The 21,826-nt window shown below is 66.0% G+C and carries 17 protein-coding genes; 6 read left to right on the top strand and 11 right to left on the bottom strand.

All coding sequences use genetic code 11. The features are described from left to right. Window positions 1-42: 42 nt before the first annotated feature. Window positions 43-807 carry an SDR family oxidoreductase gene (locus U5775_RS13930; RefSeq protein ID WP_322058706.1) on the bottom strand — a complete coding sequence of 255 codons (765 nt, stop codon included), beginning with the start codon at window positions 805-807 and terminating at the stop codon, window positions 43-45. 138 nt (window positions 808-945) lie between these two features. On the opposite strand from U5775_RS13930, the gene U5775_RS13925 reads away from it, so the two are divergent. Next, window positions 946-1,854 (top strand): LysR family transcriptional regulator, encoded by a 909-nt coding sequence (locus U5775_RS13925; protein ID WP_322058705.1) that lies wholly within the window; start codon window positions 946-948, stop codon window positions 1,852-1,854. Window positions 1,855-1,977: 123 nt separating this feature from the next. Here the strand turns inward: U5775_RS13925 and U5775_RS13920 are convergent, their stop codons facing one another. Next, window positions 1,978-2,358, bottom strand: coding sequence for a DUF5594 family protein (locus tag U5775_RS13920; RefSeq protein WP_322058704.1), 381 nt, complete (start codon window positions 2,356-2,358; stop codon window positions 1,978-1,980). Window positions 2,359-2,601: 243 nt separating this feature from the next. Beyond that, a complete protein-coding gene (rarD, locus tag U5775_RS13915; protein ID WP_322058703.1) occupies window positions 2,602-3,495 on the bottom strand; it encodes an EamA family transporter RarD in 894 nt (297 codons plus the stop codon). A 296-nt stretch (window positions 3,496-3,791) separates the two neighbouring features. On the opposite strand from rarD, the gene U5775_RS13910 reads away from it, so the two are divergent. After that, the gene (locus U5775_RS13910; protein ID WP_322058702.1) at window positions 3,792-4,580 is read left to right on the top strand and encodes a sulfite exporter TauE/SafE family protein; all 789 of its coding nucleotides are present in this window, start codon (window positions 3,792-3,794) and stop codon (window positions 4,578-4,580) included. Between the two features lie 147 nt (window positions 4,581-4,727). Here the strand turns inward: U5775_RS13910 and U5775_RS13905 are convergent, their stop codons facing one another. Both U5775_RS13905 and U5775_RS13900 read right to left on the bottom strand, forming a co-directional pair. Beyond that, on the bottom strand, window positions 4,728-4,988 hold the full coding sequence (locus tag U5775_RS13905; RefSeq protein WP_134750201.1) for a hypothetical protein: 261 nt from the start codon (window positions 4,986-4,988) through the stop codon (window positions 4,728-4,730). A gap of 251 nt (window positions 4,989-5,239) precedes the next feature. Beyond that, on the bottom strand, window positions 5,240-5,593 hold the full coding sequence (locus U5775_RS13900) for a BON domain-containing protein (protein ID WP_322058701.1): 354 nt from the start codon (window positions 5,591-5,593) through the stop codon (window positions 5,240-5,242). Between the two features lie 596 nt (window positions 5,594-6,189). Here U5775_RS13900 and U5775_RS13895 point away from each other — a divergent pair. The 3 genes from U5775_RS13895 (at window position 6,190) to U5775_RS13885 (ending at window position 9,690) form a co-directional block, all read left to right on the top strand. Then, a complete protein-coding gene (locus tag U5775_RS13895; protein ID WP_322058700.1) occupies window positions 6,190-7,758 on the top strand; it encodes a TAXI family TRAP transporter solute-binding subunit in 1,569 nt (522 codons plus the stop codon). Window positions 7,759-7,871: 113 nt separating this feature from the next. Further along, complete coding sequence (locus U5775_RS13890; protein WP_322058699.1) at window positions 7,872-8,525, top strand: 2-hydroxychromene-2-carboxylate isomerase; 654 nt, start codon at window positions 7,872-7,874, stop codon at window positions 8,523-8,525. A 169-nt stretch (window positions 8,526-8,694) separates the two neighbouring features. Beyond that, window positions 8,695-9,690, top strand: coding sequence for a LysR family transcriptional regulator (locus tag U5775_RS13885; protein ID WP_322058698.1), 996 nt, complete (start codon window positions 8,695-8,697; stop codon window positions 9,688-9,690). A 173-nt stretch (window positions 9,691-9,863) separates the two neighbouring features. Here U5775_RS13885 and xdhC read toward each other — a convergent pair whose 3' ends face one another. The 3 genes from xdhC to xdhA all read right to left on the bottom strand — a co-directional run bounded on the left by xdhC (window position 9,864) and on the right by xdhA (window position 14,472). After that, complete coding sequence (gene xdhC, locus U5775_RS13880) at window positions 9,864-10,421, bottom strand: xanthine dehydrogenase accessory protein XdhC (RefSeq protein WP_322058731.1); 558 nt, start codon at window positions 10,419-10,421, stop codon at window positions 9,864-9,866. Between the two features lie 99 nt (window positions 10,422-10,520). Continuing rightward, complete coding sequence (gene xdhB, locus U5775_RS13875; RefSeq protein WP_322058697.1) at window positions 10,521-12,875, bottom strand: xanthine dehydrogenase molybdopterin binding subunit; 2,355 nt, start codon at window positions 12,873-12,875, stop codon at window positions 10,521-10,523. 37 nt (window positions 12,876-12,912) lie between these two features. Continuing rightward, entirely contained in the window at window positions 12,913-14,472 is a 1,560-nt protein-coding gene (gene xdhA / locus U5775_RS13870; protein WP_322058696.1) for a xanthine dehydrogenase small subunit, read from the bottom strand. Window positions 14,473-14,976: 504 nt separating this feature from the next. On the opposite strand from xdhA, the gene U5775_RS13865 reads away from it, so the two are divergent. Then, a complete protein-coding gene (locus U5775_RS13865) occupies window positions 14,977-16,218 on the top strand; it encodes an MFS transporter (RefSeq protein ID WP_322058695.1) in 1,242 nt (413 codons plus the stop codon). Between the two features lie 118 nt (window positions 16,219-16,336). Here the strand turns inward: U5775_RS13865 and U5775_RS13860 are convergent, their stop codons facing one another. The 3 genes from U5775_RS13860 to aspT (U5775_RS13850) form a co-directional block, all read right to left on the bottom strand. After that, the gene (locus U5775_RS13860) at window positions 16,337-18,004 is read right to left on the bottom strand and encodes a bifunctional aspartate transaminase/aspartate 4-decarboxylase (RefSeq protein ID WP_322058694.1); all 1,668 of its coding nucleotides are present in this window, start codon (window positions 18,002-18,004) and stop codon (window positions 16,337-16,339) included. 150 nt (window positions 18,005-18,154) lie between these two features. Continuing rightward, window positions 18,155-19,840 (bottom strand): aspartate-alanine antiporter, encoded by a 1,686-nt coding sequence (gene aspT / locus U5775_RS13855; RefSeq protein WP_322058693.1) that lies wholly within the window; start codon window positions 19,838-19,840, stop codon window positions 18,155-18,157. 187 nt (window positions 19,841-20,027) lie between these two features. After that, window positions 20,028-21,710 (bottom strand): aspartate-alanine antiporter, encoded by a 1,683-nt coding sequence (aspT, locus tag U5775_RS13850; protein WP_322058692.1) that lies wholly within the window; start codon window positions 21,708-21,710, stop codon window positions 20,028-20,030. Between the last annotated feature and the right edge of the window lie 116 nt (window positions 21,711-21,826).

Below are 21,826 nucleotides of genomic sequence, written 5' to 3'. Positions count from 1 at the left end.
CCCGGGTCGAACCGGCTCCGGCAGACACCGCCGTCAAACACTTCACGAGCGCGTAATCGACGCCCCGCCATCGACCAGTGACGCCGTCCCCGTCACGAAGGACGAATCGTCGGATGCCAGATAGAGAGCCGACCGGGCAATTTCTTCCGGCTTTGCGATCCGTCCGAGCGCGTGCAGGCCGGTCACGAACGCTTGCGATTCGGCCGTGTCATTCATGCCGCGATACATCTCCGTGTCCACGGCGCCCGGGAGAATCGCATTGACGCGCACACCGTGCGGCCCGTATTCGGCCGCGAGCGCTTGCGTCAATCCGATCAGCCCGGCCTTGCTTGCCGCATAGGCCGCGGTTCCCGGGAAGGCGAACGAATAGCCGACGAACGTCGACGTGAAGATGATCGATCCCCCGCCCTGCTTGATCATTTCAGGAATCTGATGCTTGGCGGCGAGAAACGCGCTCGTCAGGTTGGTGGCCAACGTGGCCGACCAGCCCGCTTCCGAAATCGCCGTGGACGGCCCCATTTCACCGAGCGTCCCCGCGTTGTTATAGGCGACGTCGAGACGGCCGAAGCGATCGACCGCGAGTGCGACCAGCGCCTTCGCGAAGTCTTCGGATTGCACATCCCCCGACAGCGCCACGGCCGTCCCGCCTTCGCGGGCGATCTCCGTCACGAGCGAATCGAGTTCCGTTGCGCGGCGTGCCGCGACCACGACCTTGGCGCCCTCAGCAGCGAACAACTTTGCGGCGGCGCGACCAATACCTGCGCTCGCGCCCGTGACAATGGCGACTTTTCCTGTCAGACGTTGCATTTTCGATCTCCAGCTTCATTTGCGGACCGTTGCCCGATGCACCGGATTCCTGAAGCGAACTTTAGAATTTCCGTCTTGCTTGAGAAAGACCCAAAACATGGCGTTATCATTCAGTTTTTATGAATGATCAGGCGGCTTATGGACCGGCTACGCGCATTCGAGGTCTTCGTGACGGTCGTCAACCGGGGCAGCTTCGCGCGCGCGGCCGATACGCTCGAAACCTCGCCCGCGAACGTGACCCGCTATGTGAACGAACTGGAGGCGCATCTCGGTACACGCTTGCTCAATCGCACCTCGCGCAAGCTCTCGCTTACCGAAGGCGGCGAAACGCTTTATTCGCGATGCAAGACGATCCTCGACGATGTGGCCGAAACGGAAGGGCTCGTTTCGACGACGTCGATCGAGCCGCGCGGACGGCTGCGTATCAACGCGCCGGTCAGCTTCGGCATCCTGCACCTTGCACCGTTGTGGCCGCGGTTCATGCAGCGATATCCCGATGTCGAACTCGACATTGCGCTGATCGACCGTGTCGTCGACATCGTCGAGGAAGGCTTCGATCTGGCCATTCGCATCTCGCGCGCGGGCACGCAGGACCATGCGGCCCGCAAGCTGGCGACGTCGAGAAACGTCCTGTGCGCGTCTCCCGACTATCTGAAGCGTTCAGGACATCCGCAAGTCCCGGCGGACCTGCCCGGACACCGATGCATCGGCTACACCCTTGCCGCCACGGCGGACGTGTGGCAACTGACGGACGGCAACGGCAAAACCCACGCCACCGCGGTCAACTGTCACCTGCACACCAATAACGGCGACACGGCACGCGCGGCCGCGCTTGCAGGGCACGGCGTGATCTGGCAGCCGACGTTTCTCATCGGCGATGACCTCCGCGCGGGCAAGCTCGTTCGGGTGTTGCCTGAATACCGCTTGCCGGATATCGATATCCTCGCCATCTATCCGAGTCGTCGCCACGTGAGCGCAAAGGTACGTGCGGCAATCGATTTTCTGGTCGACGCGTTTGCGGGCGTGCCGCCTTGGGACAAGATGTGAAGGGGCAAAGCCGACGATCCTGGCGCGTCGCGAGGCGCAACTCCTCGGCATCCACGAACATGGCGCTGGGCACGCAGGCTTGGAAAGTCGCGGGGCGTACAAACCCCGTCGGGGCCCGAGCCCTCAGCCCTCGAAATCGAGCCCGCCGATCAGCACTTCCGGCTCGCCTTGCGTGCGCGTGGTGAAGTCCACCGGGCGCGCTGTCTCCCACGAAGCCATCTTGCGCACGGTCGCTTCCAGATAGTGCTCGAAGCGCGCCTCGCCGCCGGGCTCCATGAGGCGCTCGATCTCCTCGACATCCCACGTGAGCGACACGTTCAACGGATACGCGTACGGATGGCGCACGTCGCTCGGCCTGCCCCACAGACGCACGCGCGTGGGATGCCCGCGTCCCTCGTGGGGCACGACTTCCGTGTGCACCTCGGGGCCGAACTGGCTCGCCAGCCGCGCGGCGATGCGCGGCGCGAATTCTTCTTCGAAGCGATAAAGGGCTGCGCTGCTCATGCGCGGGTGTCTCCGTTCTGCTTGTGTCGATCCGTGGTGATCTGTGCCGATCGTCCCGATTGTGGCGATTACAGCGATCGCGGCGCGCGACCGGATGGATGATGGCGAAAAGACCCGCGTGCGCAAACGCGGGCGGGCCTCGCACCGAAACATGCTAGCGCGAGCCAGGCGCGGGAGCCAGCCCCTGTCAGACGATCCGCGTCCCGCTTTCACCTGGCGTAGTGCGTTGCGCGCCGCTGGCGCTCAGGCCGCCTCGCGCGAGCGCTGGGCCGCGCGAATCGTGGCGCGCAGCCCCTCGAACGAATAGAGCGCAAGCGCGATCCAGATCGCGCCATAGCCGATCGCGCGCGTCGACCCAAACGGCTCGCCATAGATGAGTACGCCGGTGAGCAACTGCAGCGTGGGCGTGACGTACTGGATGAGGCCGAGCATCGAAAGCGGAATGCGCCGCGCCGCGGCCGCGAAGAGCAGCAGCGGCACGGCCGTGACCGGCCCGGCGGCGGCCAGCAGCAATTGCATCCCGAGCGGCGCATGCGCGAAATGGCTCGCGCCGGCCATGCCGATGATCGTCAGATAGACGACGGCGACGGGAAAAAGCAGCACCGTCTCGAGCGCGAGCCCTTCGAGCGCGCCCAGTTGCGCGGTCTTGCGCAACAGCCCATAGCCGCCGAAGGTCAACGCGAGCGCGAGGCTGATCCACGGCGGTGCGCCGTTCTGCCAGGTGAGCCAGGCCACTCCGAGCGCCGCGAGCGCCACGGCGCACCATTGCGACGCTCGCAACCGCTCGCGCAGGAAGGCATAGCCGAACAGCACGTTGATGAGCGGGTTGATGAAGTAGCCGAGGCTCGCCTCGACGATATGCCCCGCGTTCACGGCCCAGATGTAGATGCCCCAGTTGGCCGAGAGCAGCACGGCGCTCGCGGCGAAGCGCGCGACGAGCCGCCTGTCGCGCAGCGCGGGCCCAAGCCACGCCCAGTGATGCCGCACGAGCAGCACGGCGACGATGAACACGAGCGACCATGCCATGCGATGCGCGAGCATTTCGAGCGCGGGAATCTGGTGCAGCGTCTTGAAGTAGACCGGAAAAAGACCCCAGATCGTGAAGGCGGAAAAGGCGTAGGCGATGCCGGGATTCATGAGTGGTTTTATCGAATCGGTGTCTGTCTGTGACCGTGCGCGGCGGCTTTATCCCGCAAATTTTGCGGGGAGATTCGAACCGACCCTGCGCCGATCCGCCGGTTTTGCGACAATAGCGGATTTTCGCCGCCAGCCTTTGCCGCTGTCCAGCCTGACGCTACGCTTACGATCTTCCGATGGGCGCGCGTGAGCGTTGCCACGTCATCCGCGAGGCATGAGGCTCCGACCCGGTCTTCGAGCCCCGGTCGCGGCCCCGTCTTCTCAACAAGAAAGCAGCGCGATTTGCCACGCCCGCGATGGTCCTACCTCATATCGATCCGCTTTATTCGCTCTCCGGCCTGCTGGTCGGGTTTCTGGTCGGCCTGACTGGCGTGGGCGGCGGCTCGCTGATGACCCCGATCCTCGTGCTGCTGTTCCACGTGCATCCGGCCACGGCCGTGGGCACCGACCTGCTCTACGCGGCCGCGACCAAGTCGGCGGGCACGCTCGTGCACGGGCTCAAGGGTTCGGTGGACTGGCGTGTGACCCTGCGTCTCGCGGCGGGCAGCGTGCCGGCCGCCACGGTCACGCTGATCCTGCTGCACCGCTACGGCATGGACACGCCGCGCGCCGGGCATCTGATCCAGGCGGTGCTGGGGGTGGCGCTGCTCATCACCGCCGTCGCGCTGATCTTCCGGCCGCAGCTCGCCGCGTTCGCGGCGCGCCATCGCCACGGGCCCAGCGAGGCGCGCACGCTGCTCTTCACGATCGTGACGGGCGCCGTGCTCGGCGCGCTGGTGTCGCTTACCTCGGTGGGAGCCGGTGCGATCGGCGTGACCGTGCTGCTGCTGCTCTATCCGGCGCTGCCGACGGTGCGCATCGTCGGCTCCGACGTGGCGCACGCCGTCCCGCTCACGCTGCTCGCGGGCGCGGGGCATTGGCTGCTCGGCTCGATCGACTGGTCGATGCTGCTTTCGCTGCTCTGCGGCTCGCTGCCCGGCATCGCGATCGGCAGCATGCTCTCGTCGCGCGCGCCCGAGAAGCTGCTGCGCGGCCTGCTCGCGGCAACGCTCACGCTCGTGGGCGTGCGACTCGTGCTTGCCTGAAGGGTCAGGCGAAAGGCCGCGCGCGCGTCTTCCCGCGTGGTTTGTCGTCCGCGGTGCACGCGAGCACGAGCGTCCGCACGGCGCGCAGGCCGTGCGGCAAGCCTTTCCTTGCGGCGAACCTCTCAGCCGAAACGCCAGCCCCGCCGCTCAGGCGTGCGGCGCGCTGCTGAAAAAGCGGCCGTTCAGATCGGTTTCGAACTGGCGCAGCCACTGGCCGCGCGCGTCGATGCGATACGCCTGAGCCCAGGCGCCGCGCCGCACGATCACGAATTCGCCATGCTCGGGATCGTCGGGATCGGATTCTCCATGGACATCGAAGTGAATCGGAGCGAAGCCGTGCCGCGCGCACGCCAGCTCAAACGCCGCACGATCAACGAGAGGCAAGTCGGTATAGGTATGGATAGTCATGGCATTTCCCCGCAGTGAAGCCATGCGCGGGCCTCGCAGGGTCCGCACAACTACACGGTATACCCCCAATCGCAGGAATGTTGTGTGTCAGTCCACACATGCGCCACCCGCCAGCCATCGGCGCCGTTTTTTGCTCTGAAAAAAAGCCCCGGCAAGATGCCGGGGCCTGTTCGCGCGGTTTGTCTCCGCGACGCCATGGTCGTGCCCGCAATTCTCGCCATCCGGCGCCGAACCGCGGACAGCACACCGTTTTACTGCTGCATGACCGTCAGCTTGTTCGACACCGACTTCACGCCGGCCACGCCCTGCGCAACCTGGCCCGCCTTGTCGATCTGCCCCTGGTTAGGCACCGTGCCCGTGAGCGTGACCGCACCGCTGCGCGAGCGCACGGTGATGTTCGAGACGTCGACGCCCTGCGTCTTCGAGAGCGCCTTGCGCACCGTGTAGCCGAGCTTGCGGTCGACCTTCTTGGCCGAGGTCGGGGCCGCTGTCGTCGTCGTGGCGGCCGCGCCGCTTGCCGCCGAGTTGTCCTGCGCATACACGCTGCAGGCGACCGTCACGCAGGCCACTGCAGTCAGCGTCTTCAGAAAAGCGACCGATTTCATGTTTTCTCCTTGTTGCTTTCGCGTTGTTGCTTCACTCGTTGCGAGGATGGACCGCTACCCGGCCGCCGGACGGACTGGCTCGCCGTCCGTCAGAGCCGGTCTGACGGCTTCGTTACGACACCCACGGGCAGTGTGCGAGCACGCGCCTCGCGCGCACGGACGCTGCCATGGCCCGGACACGCTGCTGCGAGAGGCAAGGATGGAATGGCACGCGACGGTACATGCGTACGTCGCGCCGGCAGTGGCAGTGCGCAGCGCCTGTTCCGGCTTTGCCACGCCTGCACCGATTGCCTGATTATGCCTGGTAGCTTGTTATGGACTGGACGGGCCTTGTGGCGCGTACCGCATGGCGCTAACGCCATGGCGATCCACAATTTAGCCTGGGTGCGGCGCGAGTGCAAAGGGTTTAGGGGGCGGTTGCGCGATGACAGCAGACATGTCATTGCAACAGCCAATCTCAGGTAACATCGGCGGGCATACCGGCGTGGGCGTAAGGGCGCAGGCGTGCCTGTGCGGGCATCCCAGCGCGGGCGTGCCCCCGGGCGCCCCGCGCCGCGCAACGTTTCCCCGAACCTCCCGAGGCCCGCCATCCCCCAATGAAGTTCCGTACCGGCCGCAAACCTCCTCCCCGTCTCGTCGCGCGCTTCGTGGCGATTTCGTGGCGCGACCTGGCCGTCTCGTTCGGCCCCATCCTGCTGATCAGCGCGGCCGCCATCTGGCTGGCCGTGCGCCTCATCCAGCCCGCTCCGCCCAGCACGCTCACGATGAGCGCCGGCCCCAAGGGCAGCACGTTCTGGAACGCCGCGCAGAAGTACAAGACCATCCTTGCGCGCAACAACATCACCGTGAACGTGCTCGAATCGGAAGGATCGGCGCAAAATCTCCAGCGCCTTTCCGATCCGTCCTCGCACGTGGACGTCGCGTTCGTCCAGGACGGACTCGCGGCCCAGCCGCCAGCAGGGCTCGTTTCGCTCGGCAGCGTCGCGTACGTGCCGCTCGCGGTGTTCTATCACGGGCCGCCCGTGAAGCTGCTCTCGGAGTTCGAGGGCGAGCGCATCGCCATCGGCGCCGAGGGCAGCGGCACGCGCGAGCTCGCGCTCACGCTGCTCAAGGCCAACGGCATCGAGCCGGGCGGCAAGACCAAACTGCTGCCGCTCTCGGGCGACGACGCCGCGCGCGCGCTCGTCGCCGGCAAGATCGACGTGGTCTTTCTCGCGGGTGACTCCGCGCAGCCGCCGGTCATGGGACGCCTGATGCGCATGCCGGGCGTGCGCTTCTTCGACTTCGCCCAGGCCGACGCCTACGCGCGGCGCTTCCCGTACCTCACGGCGATCACGATCCCGATGGGCGCGTTCGATTTCGGACGCAATCTGCCCGCGGCGCCGCTGCACTTCATCGCGCCCACGGCCGAGCTGGTCGCGCGCGATTCGCTCCATCCGGCGCTTTCCGACCTGCTGATCGAGGCGGCGAAGCAGGTGCACGGCCGCTCGACGCTGCTGCAGCGCGCCGGCGAATTCCCGGCGCCGCGCGCGCAGGACTTCCCGATCAGCGACGACGCCGCGCGCTACTACAAATCGGGCAAGAGCTTCCTGTACCGCGTGCTGCCGTTCTGGCTCGCGAGCCTCGCCGACCGCCTCATCGTCGTGCTCGTGCCGATCATCGTGGTGCTGATTCCGGGTCTGCGGCTCGTGCCGGGTCTCTATGCCTGGCGGGTAAAATCGCGCATCTACCGCTGGTACGGCGCGCTCATCGCGCTCGAGCGCGCCGCGAACGCCGACAATTCCCCCGCCGAGCGGCGCACGCTCAGCCGCGAGCTCGACAAGATCGAGGAATCGGTGAACGGCATGAAGATGCCGCTTGCCTATGCGGGCCAGTTCTATGTGCTGCGCGAGCATATCGGCTTCGTGCGCGAGCGGTTGCTGGCCGTGCGCGAGCGGCTCTCGGCGATGGAAGACGGCGCCGATAACGGCGGTGCGGACGGCGAAGGCGGCGAGCGGGACGAAAGCGGCACCGGTGGCGAGAGGCGCGAGGACAACGTCGACGACCGCGGCGACGGCGGCGGCAAGGACAGCCACGAAAGCACCAGCGCAACCAGCCAGAGCAGCGCGAGCGCCAATGCGCCGCGCGACCCGTCAGCCGGCGAAGCGCCGACGCGAAGCACGTAGCGCACGCAAAGCGCACGAACGAAAAAAACGCAGCACCCAGCAGCAAATACGATCAATACTCGAACAACGGATCGCCGATGCGATCCACAAGCAGTCCATCTCGGAGGAACAGCATGATCAGCGGCATCGACGCCAACCGGCCGGCCTGGTTCTACGACTTCGTGTCGCCGTTCTCGTACCTGCTGCTGGAGCAATACGACAAATGGCCGGGCTTCGACTTCGCGCCGACGCCGGTGCTGTTGAGCGACCTGTACCGCCACTGGGGCACGCCCTATGGCGGCGCGATCCCGGCCAAGCGCATGTTCACGTACCGGCACGCGCTCTTTCGCGCGGAGCAGCTTGGCATTCCGTTCAAGATGCCGCCCGCGCATCCGTTCGACTCGGTCAAGCCTATGCTGCTCGCCATCGCGGCCGGAGGCGAGTTTGCCTGCGTGCGCGAGATCTTCCGCTTCATCTGGCGCGAGGGACGCGATCCGTCGAGCGACGAGGGCTTCGAGCAACTCTGCGAGCGCGTGGGCATCGCCCACGGCGAAGCGCTGATCGAGCAGGAGTCGATCCGCGCGCAACTGCGCCGCAACACCAACGACGCCATCACGATGGGCGTATTCGGTGTGCCCACTTTCTGGATGAACAAGCAGCTCTTCTGGGGCGAAGACGCGCTGCCCATGGTGCTCTACTGCGCGCGCTCGCCGAACTGGCTCGATTCGCGCGAGGTCAAGCGCATCAGCGCGCTGCCTTCGGGGCTCCCGAAGCCGGAAACGGCCTGATCGGCACTGCGCGCAACCGGGCCCGCGCGAGACGGCTTTCGCGCCGGCGGCCCCTGCTGATGCCGGTCATATTCCAGACCCTATGGCGGTCGCGCACGCAACAGAATAGGGTTATGGATCAAGCCGTGCGCGACAGACGCGCGGCACTCCCCACGCTTACCGCATTGCCATGGACGACACTGCCCTTTCCCTCGATATCTGGCTCGTGCGCGTGCTGCGCACGCTGCTGATCGAGCGCAGCGTCACGCAGGCCGCGCTGCGGCTGAACCAGACACAGCCGGCGATCAGCACGGCGCTGCGGCGGCTGCGCGAGGTGCTCGGCGACCCCATCCTCGTGCGCGGCAAGGCCGGGATGGTGCCGACCGAATACGGCGAGTCGCTGCTGCAGCACGCGCAACGCGTGCTGCGCGACGTCGATTTCGTGGCCACGCCGCACGGCGACTTCGACCCGGCGCGCTCGAAGCGCACCTTCCGCGTGGCCGCGCCCGACTACCTCAACGACTTCTTCATGCCGACGCTGATCGCCTGCTTTCGCGAAGCGGCGCCCTCGGCGCGTCTGGAGATTCTCTCGCTCTCGCCCACGCTCGATCATCACGCCGCGCTGGAAGCGGGCGAGCTCGACATCGTGATCGGCAACTGGCCCAAGCCCGATCCGCACTTCGCGCGCAGCGACCTGTTCACGGACAAGATCGTCTGCATGATGCGCGCCGACCATCCGCTCGCGCGCGCGCCGCTCACGCGCGAGGCGTATCTTGCGGCCGCGCATCTGGCGCCCACGCCCTATACCGGCGCGAACGCGAGCCCCGTCGATCTGGGCTTCGCGAAAGCGCGCGCGCAACGGCGCATCGTCGCGACGCTGCCCTACTTCGGGCTCGCGCCCCAGGTGCTGCTGCAATCGGACCTGATCTTCACGACCACGCGCCGCTTCGCGACGCACTACGCGCGGATGATGCCCATCGCCGTGGCCGAGCCGCCGTTCTCGTTTCCGCGCATTCGCTGCTATCAGCTATGGCATCCGCAGCCCGACCGGCCGAGCGACGTCGACTGGCTGCGCGGGCTGATCGACAAGGTGTCGGCGACGCTCACCGAGCCGGCGAGGAAGTCGAGGGCGAAGGCAGCTGTAAAAAAAGACGCGACGCAAGCAATTTCGATAACCGGCAAATAATTTCGTTAAAAATCGGGCGCTCTTCGATAAAAACGTTAAAAACGCGCCCCACCGAATCCAGCTGAGTCCAGACAAAAAAACACCCCAAACACCGGACTAACGTCCAACGTTTGGGGTGTAGCTCTCTGCAGGCACTGGATTTTTCTCGCCCACCGTCGCGTGGGCACTCGACCTCAAACTCGCGCAAGCACCGGCGCGCTCTTCGCGTGAGTCACTTCGGAAAGCGGCACTCGCATCTGCATCAGTTGCGCAGCCACGGCGACCGCAATCGACGAAGGCGCCTTGTCGACGATGCCCGTCACGCCGATCGGGCAGGTCATCTCGCTCATGTGCCCTGCCGCCACGCCGCGCTCGATCAGGCGGCGCTCGAACTTCACGCGCTTGGTCTTCGAGCCGATCAGCCCGAACCACGCGAAGTCGCGCCGCTGCATGATGCGCAACGAGAGTTCGAAATCGAGCGCGTGGTTGTGCGTCATCACGATGAAGTACGCGCCCGGCGGCGCCTCGTCGACGATCGCGGCGGGCGTGTCGGTCGCCTCGACCTGCACGTTGGGCGGCACTTCGTCGGGGAACAGCTCGTCGCGCTCGTCCACCCATTGCACGACGCACGGCAGCATGCCGAGCAGCGTCACGAGCGCATGGCCCACGTGCCCCGCGCCGAACAGCACGACGTGCATCGGCCCGTAATGCGGCACCGGCGTGCTGCGCCGACCGATCACGACGCGCCCCATGGCGTCGATCCGTTCGCAATGCCTTGCGCCTTGATTCGCACCGCTGATCATTTCACGAGACTCCTTCATCGCTGCGCACTCGATCACGTTCGATTACGTTCAGGCGCGCGCCATCGCACGCACCGCACGCACGCCCTTGAGAATTTCCTCGGCGGTCGCGGGCGCATTCATCGGCGGATTGAAGCGGTAATCGCCCACGCTCGCCACGGCGTCGCGCAACGCGAAGAACACCGAGAACGGCAGCAACAGCGGCGGCTCGCCCACGGCCTTCGAGCGATGGATGCTGTCTTCCACGTTGCGGTTGTTGAACAGCTTCACGTTGAACTCGAGCGGCGTGTCGTTCACGGTCGGGATCTTGTAGGTGGACGGCGCGTGCGTCATGAGCTTGCCGTCCGGCTTCCACCAGAGTTCTTCGGTCGTGAGCCAGCCCATGCCCTGAATGAAACCGCCCTCCACCTGGCCCACGTCGAGCGCGGGGTTCAGCGACGAGCCGGCGTCGTAGAGCGCGTCGGCGCGCAGCACGCGCATTTCGCCCGTGAGCGTGTCGATCACGACCTCGGAAACCGCCGCACCATACGCGTAGTAGTAGAACGGGCGGCCGCGCAGCGTCTTCTGATCCCAGTACAGCTTGGGCGTCGCGTAGAAGCCATCCGACCACAGTTGCACGCGCGCGAGATAGGCCTTCGCGATGAGTTCCTCGAATGGCACGACCTGGCTGCCGACGATCACGCAATCGTTGGCAAAGCGCACGTCAGCGGCCTTGACGCGGCCTTCGCCCCACGTGGTGGCCGCGAGCGTGGCAAGCCGCTCGCGCAACTGGCGCGCGGCGTCCTGGGCGGCCTTGCCGTTCAGGTCGCTGCCCGTCGAAGCGGCCGTGGCCGAGGTGTTGGCCACCTTGCTGGTATCGGTCGCGGTCACGCGCACGCGGCCGAACTCGATGCCGAGTTCGTGCGCCACGACCTGCGCGACCTTGGTGTTCAGGCCCTGGCCCATTTCCGTGCCGCCGTGGTTCACGAGCACGGAACCGTCGGTGTAGATATGGACGAGCGCGCCCGCCTGGTTGAAGTGCGTGACGTTGAACGCGATGCCGAACTTCACCGGCGTGAGCGCGATGCCCTTCTTGAGCACCTCGTTGTTCGCGTTGAATTCGCGGATCGCGGCACGGCGCGCGCGATAGCCGGTGGTGTCCGCGAGCTCGTCGATGATCTCGTGAATGACGTTGTCTTCGAGCACCTGGCCGTACGGCGTCTCGTTGTTTTCCGTCTTGCCGTAGAGGTTGCGGCGGCGCACGTCGAGCGAATCGACGCCGAGCGAGCGCGCGATGTCGTCCATGATGTACTCGATCGCGAACGCGCCCTGCGGGCCGCCGAAGCCGCGGAACGCGGTGTTCGACTGCGTGTTGGTCTTGCCGCAGTAGCCCGCGATGGAGACGTCGGGCAGCCAGTAGGTGTTGTCGAAGTGGCAGACGGCGCGCGTCATCACCGGGCCCGAGAGATCGGCGGAGAAGCCGCAGCGCGAGGTCATGTCGACCGAAATGCCTTCGATCGTGCCCTCGTCGTCGTAGCCCACTTCATACGTGTAGTGGAAGTCGTGACGCTTGCCCGTGATCATCATGTCGTCGTCGCGGTCCGGACGCAGCTTCACGGGGCACAGCAGCTTCCACGCGGCGAGCGCCGCGCAGCACGCAAAAATGCCCGACTGCGATTCCTTGCCGCCGAAGCCCCCGCCCATGCGGCGGCATTCCACGAGCACGTTGTGCGAGTGCACGCCCAGCACGTGCGCGACCAGATGCTGCATTTCGCTCGGGTGCTGCGTCGAGCACCAGACGTGCATGCCGTCGTCGTCCTTCGGCACCGCGTAGGCGATCTGGCCTTCCAGATAAAACTGCTCCTGGCCGCCCAGCAGCATTTCGCCTTCATGGCGGTGCGCGGCGCGGGCCGCGCGCGTGGCGGCCTCGCCGCGCGAGAGCTTCATCGGCGGCAGCACGTATTGCTCGGCGGAGCGCGCCTGCTGCGCGGTGAGCACCGCGGGCAGCTCCTCGTATTGCACTTCGGCGCGGCGCGCGGCCTGGCGCGCCGTGTTGTGCGAGGTCGCCACCACGATGAACATCGGCTGGCCCACGTACTGCACGACGCCATCGGCCAGGATCGGGTCGTCGTGGATGATCGGGCCGCAGTCGTTCACGCCCGGAATGTCGCCGGCGGTGAGCACGGCCACGACGCCCGGCGTCGCGCGAACCTTGTCGAGGTCCATCGAGACGATGCGCGCGTGCGCCTTCTGCGACATGCCGAGCGCCGCGTGCAGCGTGCCCGCCACGTTCGGAATGTCGTCGGTGTAGGTGGCGCGCCCGCTCACGTGCAGGTGCGCCGATTCGTGCGCGCGCGAGACGTGCACCTGAGCGAACTCTTCACGCGCTTTCGCTTCTTCCAGGAACGGTTCGGCTTGCTGGTTCATTGTTTCGATCTCCGTATTTAATCCGTTTCCTGTTCTATCAAGCCGCGCTTTCCGCCGATTCGGCCGCGACGGCGCGCACGTTGAGCGCCTGCGGTGCGAGCGGATTGTTCGGCCGCGTTTCGAGCCAGAAGCGATACAGCGTGTTCTTTGCGGCTTCGAGGCGATAGTCGCTCGTCGCGCGCATGTCGGAGAGCGGCGCGTAATCGTTGCCCATCGCGATCATGGCCGCCTGCGCGGTGGCCTCGTGCCATTGCGCGTCGGCGAGCACGCCTTCGGTGTGGGTCGCGCGCTTGGGCGTGGCCGCCATGCCGCCGAACGCGATGCGCGGCTCGCGGATCGCGTCGCCATCGGCGATGAAGGAGAACGCGGCGCACACCGCCGAGATATCGGAGTCGAAGCGCTTCGAGATCTTGTAGGTGCGGAACTTGAGGTTGGCACGCGCGCCGGTGCGGGTCGGCACCTTGAGCGCGAGCACGAACTCGTGCTCGGCCATGTCCTTCTTCTGGTAGGCGAGATAGAGGTCTTCGAGCGGCATCTCGCGCACCGTCTCGCCGCCGCGCAGCACCACGCGCGCGCCGAGCGCGATCAGGCCCGGCATCGAGTCGCCGATCGGCGAGCCGTTCGCGACGTTGCCGCCGATCGTGCCCGCGTTGCGGATCGGCAGCGAAGCAAAGCGCTGCCACATCTCTTCGAGTTCGGGATAGTGCTTCGCGAGTTCCGCGTAGGCGCGCTCGACCGTCACGCCCGCGCCAATTTCGATGAACGCGTCGCTCACGTCGATCTGGCGCATCGATTCGACCTGGCCCACGTAGACGAGGTCGCCGAGTTCGCGCATCTGCTTGGTGACCCACAGGCCGATGTCGGTGCTGCCCGCGAGAATGCGCGCGTTGGGGCGCGCAGCCTTGATCTCGGCGAAGGCGTCGACGGTGCGCGGCGCGTCGTACTGCTGGCCCTTGTGCTCGTAGTGGAACGTCTCGCCGCGCTCGAGCGTGGCGAGCGTCTGCGCGAGCGCCTTCACGTCGATGGGTTGTTTCGGCGCGTCGGCCTTGAACATCTGCTCGGCGGCGTCGAGGATCGGGCGGTAGCCCGTGCAGCGGCACAGATTGCCGGTCAGCGCGTTGGCGATCTCGTCGCGCGACGGCACGCTGCACTGCCCGGCGGCCTTGCCCGCGCAGCCTTGCCCAGGCTTCCCGCCGTGCTCATGACCATGCTTTTCGTAGAGCGCCCACATCGACATGACGAAACCGGGCGTGCAGAAGCCGCATTGCGAGCCGTGGCAGTCCACCATCGCCTGCTGCACCGGGTGCAGCGAGCCGTCGGGCTGGCGCAGGTCTTCGACGGTGAAAAGCGCCTTGCCATCGAGCGTGGGCAGGAACTGGATGCAGGCGTTAACGGCCTTGAAGCTCACACCGCCCTCGGCCGTGCGCTCGCCGACGACCACCGTGCACGCGCCGCAGTCGCCTTCGGCACAGCCCTCCTTGGTGCCCGTGCAGCGCGCGTCTTCGCGCAGGTACTGGAGAACGGTGCGGGTGACGTCCGCGTCGCTGACTTCGCGAATCGCGTTACGGTGATAAAAGCGGATCGGCTGCTGGCTCATGGTGTCTGTCTCGTCGTGTTCTGCGGCTCGCTGGACTGCCCGAGGGGGCTGCGTTCACCGCGCTTGCTTCTGTGGACGGTTCGAAAATTATCATTACCAATATTGAGAACCCATAGGCAGAGGTACATGGGGGATATATCGTTGGGGCGATAAATCGCCGGGACGCGGTTGGGCTGAGCTTATGCCCTGGTGGCTGGATTGTGCGACCAGGACAAAAATTGTCGCGAATCCGCCAGCCACGAAGCCCAGCGTCCGCATCACCCGGAGCAGGGCATCCCATAAGGCGCCCAAGCGGGCGCCGGAATCGTGCCAAAAGCGGCCATCGCCGCCCAACCTCGCTCATTTATCCACTTGCATGCTGCACTGCGCTACGCGCGAAAACGCGCGAAAACGCGCGAAAAATCGCCCGGAACACCCATCGGAACCCCTTTTCAACGTCTGCAGAAGAACCGGTTCCATGGGACAATCACGCCTTTCCCGCCGTTATCCATCCGCGTTTTCCCCATGTCCGCCGATTCAGCGCCCGAGCGCAACGCCGCGTCGACGACCTTGCAGATCATCCCGGTCGTCTTTTTCACTTTCCTCTGCTACCTGACCATCGGCATTCCGCTCGCCGTTCTGCCGGGCTACGTGCACAACGACCTCGGCTTCAGCACGATCGTGGCCGGCGGAGCGATCAGCGTGCAATACATCGCGACGCTCTGCTCGCGGGCGCTGGCCGGACGCTCGGCCGATACGCTCGGCCCCAAGAAGACCGTCTCGATCGGCCTGATCGGCTGCGGCGCGAGCGGCGTGCTGTTGCTGCTCGCGACGCTCGTCGCGCACTGGCCGGGGCTCTCGCTCACGCTGCTCGTCGCGAGCCGGCTGCTGCTCGGCTGCGGCGAAAGCCTGTGCGGCACGGGCGCGATCCTCTGGGGCATCGGCCGCGTGGGCACGGCGCACAATGCGCGCGTGATCTCGTGGAACGGCATCGCCACCTATGGCGCGCTCGCCATCGGCGCGCCGCTCGGCGTGGAAATGGCGCACTACCTGGGGTTCTGGACGCTCGGCGTTTCGGTGATCGCGCTGGCCGCGCTCGGCTCCTGGCTCGCGCGTCCGATCGCACCGGTGCCCATCGTGCACGGCGAGCGCATGTCGTATCGCAGCGTGTTCACGCGCGTGCTGCCGCATGGCCTCGGCCTCGCGCTCGGATCGGCGGGCTTCGGGTCGATCGCCACCTTCATCACGCTCTTCTATGCGGCGCGCAACTGGCCCAACGCCGCCTTCACGCTCACGCTGTTCGGGCTGATGTTCATCGGCGCGCGCCTGCTGTTCGCGAACACCATCAAGACCTTCGGCGGGTTTCGCGTGGCGATTGCGTCGTTCTCCTGCGAATGCGCAGGTCTTTTGCTGCTATGGCTCGCGCCCACGCCGCATGTCGCGCTGCTCGGCGCCGCGCTCACGGGCTTCGGCTTCGCGCTGGTGTTCCCCGCGCTGGGCGTGGAAGCGGTCGGGCTCGTGCCGGCGGCAAGCCGCGGCGCGGCGTTGTCGGCTTACTCGGTGTTTCTCGACCTCTCGCTCGGCATCACCGGGCCGCTTGCGGGGTATGTCGCGAATCTGTTTGGTTATGGATCAGTATTTTTGTTCGCTGCCATCGCAGCAGCGGCAGCCGTGGCGCTTTCGGTTTCGTTGCATCGCAAGAGTGTGCGCAACGCCGCGCACGGCAGCCCCGCCGCTCCTGATGGGCAAAACGGCGCGCAGTCATAACGCGCAGATTAGCCGCGCCAAATAGAAAAACCGCACCGGGCATTGCAGCGCCCGGTGCGGCTCATCCCATTCGCAGTGGCGGGCGGCGTGAAGTCCTGAACGCCGCCGCGCCGCCGGCTTACTCCTTCACGGTCTTCACCGCGGCCGGATCGAGGTTCTTGCCGGTGGCCGCGTTGTACTTCTGCACCCACTCTTCCGTGAGCTTGCGCACCGCGCGGCCGATCTTGCGGTAATCCGATTCGTTCAGGTTCGCGAGCGACACGCGGCCCGACGGATGCGCCGTGCCAAAGCCCTTGCCCGGGAGCAGCACGACGCGCGCTTCGCTCGCGAGACGGAACAGCAGCTCGTTCGGCTGGACCTGCTTGAGCAGCCAGTCCACGAACTCGCGGCCGAACAGCTTCTCGCCCATGTACTCCATGTCGAGAATCGTGTAGTAGTCCACCTGGTTCGGATCGGTCTCGTCGTAGGCGATGCCCATCTCCTCATACAGCGCGCGCTTGCGGCTGCGGATCAGGCGCTTCAACGCGTTCTTGTACGCGTCCGGCGTGTCCATCAGCGAGAACAGCGAGAACAGCACCATCTGCACCTGCTGCGGCGTCGACAGGCCGGCCGTGTGGTTCAGCGCCACTGTGCGGCTGTCCGCGACGAGGCGGTCGATGAACTTGAGGCTGTCCGGGTCTGTCGTGATCGACTCGTAACGCTTGTGCAGGATCTTCTTCTCGTCCTTCGGCAACTTCGCGATCAGGTGGTCGAGCACGTTGTCGCGATGCGTTGCGACCGTGCCAAGACGCCAGCCCGTCGCGCCGAAGTATTTCGAATAGGAGTACACGAGAATCGTGTTCTTCGGCGCGAGCGCGAACAGCGAAACGAAGTCGTCGGCGAAGGTGCCGTACACGTCGTCGGTCAGCAGGATGAGGTCCGGGCGCTCCTTGACGATCTCGGCCATGTACTCGAGGCTCTCGTCGCTGATCCGCACCGAAGGCGGGTTGCTCGGATTCACGAGGAAGAACGCCTTGACCTTCGGGTCGCGCAGCTTGTCGAGCTCCTTCTTCGAGTATTGCCAGTTGTTCTCGACCTTGGCCTCGACGTGCACGACGTTGAGGTCGTAGTCGTTGAGCTCCGGAATTTCGATGTACGGCGTGAAGATCGGCATGCCGAGCGCAATCGTGTCGCCCGCCTTGATGAGGAAGTTCTCCTTCATCGTGTTGAAGATGTACGTCATTGCCGCCGTGCCGCCTTCCACCGCATAGATGTCGAACTCGCCCACGAACGGATGCTTGCCGATCATCTCGCGGCGCAGGTATTGCCCGACGATGATCTCCGAGAGCTTGAGCATGCGGTCCGGCACCGGGTAGTTACAGGCGAGGATGCCTTCGCACATCTCATAGAGGAAGTCGCCGGCCGAGAGGCCGAGCTGGTCGCGCACGTACGACACCGCGCCGCCGATGAACTCGATGCCAGCCTGGCCCTTGTTCTCGCGCAGAAACTGGTCGAAGCGCTCGACGATGCCCGCGCGCTGCGGGAAGCCGCCCACGCCCTCCGGCATGTACGAGAACGAGCGCTCCGATTCGCGCATCGCGAAGAGGCCCAGTTGCCAGAAGCCATGACGCGGAATCGTGGCGAGGAAGTTGGGATTGCCGCGGCCGGCGTTGAGCATCGAGAAGTTGGCCGGGCGTTCGGCCGCGCCGCCGCCGGCGGCCTTGATCAGCTCGTCCTTGAGCTCGAACGGGCTCAGCGCGTCGAGACCTGCCTTTTCCTTCGTGTCGTTGCCTTTACCTTTTGCCATGGTGCTCTCCATTGGAAGACGTTGGGCGTGCCGCCGTGGCTTGCGCCGGACGCATTGCCTACACGCGGCACGCGATTTCGACAGACCGATGCAGGCGGGCCAGCGCGTCTACGACGCGCGGCCCGTCTGCGCAGCCCGATTCACTTCATGTCATGCAAGACCGACCACGAGCGGCCCGAGCAGCGTGAGCAGCACGTTGGCGATCGCGTAGGTGATGGCGAACGGCACCGTAGGCACGGCGCTTTCGGCCTTGTCGAGAATGCCGCCGAAGGCCGGGTTCGCACTGCGGGAGCCGGACAGCGCGCCCGCGAGAATCGCCGCGTTGTTGTACTTGAGGACGTAGCGACCAAACAGCATCGTGAGGATGAGCGGCACGATCGTCACGACCACGCCGAGCAGGAAGATCGTGATGCCGCTCTGCTTGACCGTCACCACGGCTTGCAGGCCCGAGTTCAGCCCCACCACCGCGACGAACGCCGCCAGGCCGAAGTCCTTGAGCAGTTGCGAAGCGGCCGGCGGCATCACGCCGTACATCGGATGCTTGCCGCGCATCCAGCCGAACAGCAGACCCGCGAGCAGGCAGCCGCCGCCCGAGCCGAGCGTGAGCGGAATGCCCGCCACGTTCACGACGATCAGGCCGATCAACAGGCCCAGCACAAGGCCCACGCCCATGTAGATGAAGTCGGTCTTGTTGCTGTAGGCGAGCTCGTAGCCGGCTTCCTGCACCGCGCGCTTGGTATCGGTCGAGGTGCCGTACAGGGTGATCACGTCGCCGTGCTCGAGCGCCGTGCCGGGCAGCACCGGCACGGGCTGCCCCGCGCGCTCGATCTTCTCGATGTAGACGCCGTGGCGCAGATCGCGATCGACGTTCTTGCGCACCTCGGCGATCGTCGTGTGGTTCATGCCCTTCTTCGAGAACACCACCTGGCGCGTCTGCATCACGAGGCTCATGCCGCCCGAGTCGGGCATTTCCGGGCCGACCATCTCGCCCACCTCGACCATCTGCTCGCGGCGGCCGACGACGAGCACGAGGTCGTCGCGGCTCAGCACGAAGTCGGGCGTGGGGTCGACGAGCTTGCCCGCGCGGCGGATCTTCTCGATGGCGACGAGATCCTTCTCGGCCTGCTCGATCTGCTTGACCGTGCGCCCGGCCGCCACCTCCACGCGGAACACGCGGCCGAACAGCTCGGGCAGCGCGGTGAGCTGGCCCGGCCCCGCCGCGGCGCTGCCGCCGGCCATTTCGCGCTCGGCGTCCATCGAGGCGTCTTTGAGGCTGCGCCCCATGAACTTCGGCAGGATGTTCACGCAGACGATGATCGCGCCCAGCGAGCCGAACACATAGGTCACGGCATAGCCGATCGCGACGTCGGCCTGCATGGCCTTCACCTGGTCAGGCGGCAGGCCGAGGCGCGCGATGGCGTCGCCAGCCGTGCCGATGATCGCCGACTGCGTCATGCCGCCCGCGGCGAGACCGGCGGCGAGGCCCTTGTTGAGGTGAAAGAGCTTCGCGCAGACGAGCACCGTGGCGAGGCCCGCGAGCGCCATGAACACGGCCATCGCAATCTCGCGCAGCGTCTTGCGATTGAGCGAGTTGAAGAAGCCCGGGCCGGAGTCGTAGCCCACGGCGTAGATGAAGACCGCGAACATCACCGCCTTCACGCCGTTGTCGATCGTCACGCCCACCTGACTGATCACGACCGCGGCGAGCAGCGACCCGCCCACGCCACCGAGCTGGAATTTGCCGAAGTTGATCTGGCCGATCCAGTAACCGACCGCCAGGGAGAGAAATAAGGCGATTTCCGGCGATTTGTGAAAGATGTCATGTAGCCATTCCATCGTGCCCTCGCATTGGTAGAAGTAACTGCTTGATGCTGTGTGAAGTTGGACGGCCTGTTTGGACGGCCTGTTGGACAACCTGATGAAAGAAAGCACGTCGATTTGGGATGCCGCGGCGGTCATCGGCCGCGCTTTGGCGCGCGCGATGTCCGTGACCGCACGCGCGCCACTCGCTGCTCAGCCGAAGTCAGCCGAACTTCGTCGCGAGGCCGACCACCACGGGCCCCATGAGCGGCAACAAAATATTCGACAGCGCGTAGGTGATCGTGTAGCCGATCACGGGCGTCGAGTTTCCGGTTACGCCGACGAGCGCACTGATCGCCGGCGTGCTGCACTGCTGGCCTGCAATCGCGCCGAGCAGCATCGGCGCTTCGAGCTTGAGGAACATGCGCCCGATCCACAGCGAGAGAAGGCCCGGAATCAGCACCATCAGGATGCCGGCGAGCGGCAGCGCGAGACCATACTCGCGCACGAGCTTGATGGCGTCCGGTCCGGCCGAGAGCCCCACGGCCGCGATGAAGGTCGCGAGGCCGAAGTCCTTGAGCACCTGCGCCGCGGCCGAGGGCAGCGAGCCGACCACCGGGAAATGCGAGCGCAGCCAGCCGAAGAAGAGGCCCGAGAGCAGACACCCGCCGCCCGTGCCGAGCACGAGCGCGACGCCGCCCACATTCACGCCGAGGCGGCCGATCATCATGCCCACGAGCACGCCGAGACCGAGGTAGACGAAGTCGGTCTTCTGGGTCTGCTGAATCACGTAACCGAGGCGCTGCGCGCCGCGCGCGACGTCGGTGGGCGCGCCGATCAGGGTGAGCACGTCGCCGCGGTGCACCACCGTGCCGGGCAGCGCGGGCACCGTGGCGTCCAGCCGCGTGATCGCGCCCACGTAGATGCCGCGCCCCGCTTCCGGCGAGGCGCGCTCGCGCATCTGCGCGAGCGTGAGACCGTCGGCTTCGCGGCGCGTGAGCATCACGTCCGTGCGCTGCACGAGCAGCTTCACGAAGCCCTCGCCCGACACCTCGGCGCCCAGGCTGCCCGACGCCTCCACCACGGCCTCGCGCCGTCCGCCGACGAACACGACGTCGCCCGCCTGCAGCACGAACTGCGCGTCGGTGTCGATCTGGCGCTTGTCGCGCAACACGCGTTCGACCGTGATGTTGTTGCCGAAGCGCGCCTCGAACGCGCTAACCTGGGTGCCCGCGGCCGGCCCCACTTCGAATGCGCGGCCCTCGAGCGGCGGCAGCGCGAGCCGCTGGCCTTCGTCGAGCACGCCGTCGCCGCCGAGCTTGCGAAACAGACGCGCGGCTTCTTCGCGCAAGTTCACCCGCATGAGGATGGGTGCGATCTGGCTCGTGAACAGTACGATGGTGATCAGGCCAAAGAGGTAGCTCACGCTGTAGGCGGTCACTACGTGTGCCTGCAGCGTGCCCACCTGTGCGTCGGAGAGGCCGAGCTTCGCGATCGCCTCGGAGGCCGTGCCGATCACGGCCGACTCGGTGGCGGCGCCCGCCAGCAGGCCTGCGGCCGTGCCCGCATCAAGCTTCATGACCACGACCGCGATCATGATGAGCGTCATGACCGAGACGATTTCGATGATCGACAGGAGCCCGTAGCGCCAGCCACGCCCGACGTTCGCGAAGAACTGCGGGCCGCCCGTGAAGCCGAGCGCGAAAATGAACAGGGCAAAGGCGATGTTCTTGAGATCGGGCGAGATGCGTGCGCCCGTCTGGCCCAGCACGAGTGCAACGATCAGCGTGCCGCACACCCCGCCGAGCGAAATTGGCCCGAAACGGACCGAGCCGATCAAATAACCCAGCGCGAGACTCACAAACAGGGCGATCTCGGGCTGCGACTTCAGCAATTCGACGATCATGTCTGGTCTGCCGATTTACGTTTTAGTTTTTAGAAAAAGAGCATAAAAAAACATGCCCGCAGCATACACATCTTTATTTTGATGCTTCGCGGCATTTTGGCGCGACGCTCAAAAAA

Source organism: Paraburkholderia sp. J63 (assembly GCF_905220245.1).
Lineage (GTDB): Bacteria > Pseudomonadota > Gammaproteobacteria > Burkholderiales > Burkholderiaceae > Paraburkholderia.
The sequence above is the reverse complement of the archived record's forward strand: the minus strand, read 5'-3'. Positions and strand labels throughout refer to the sequence as shown.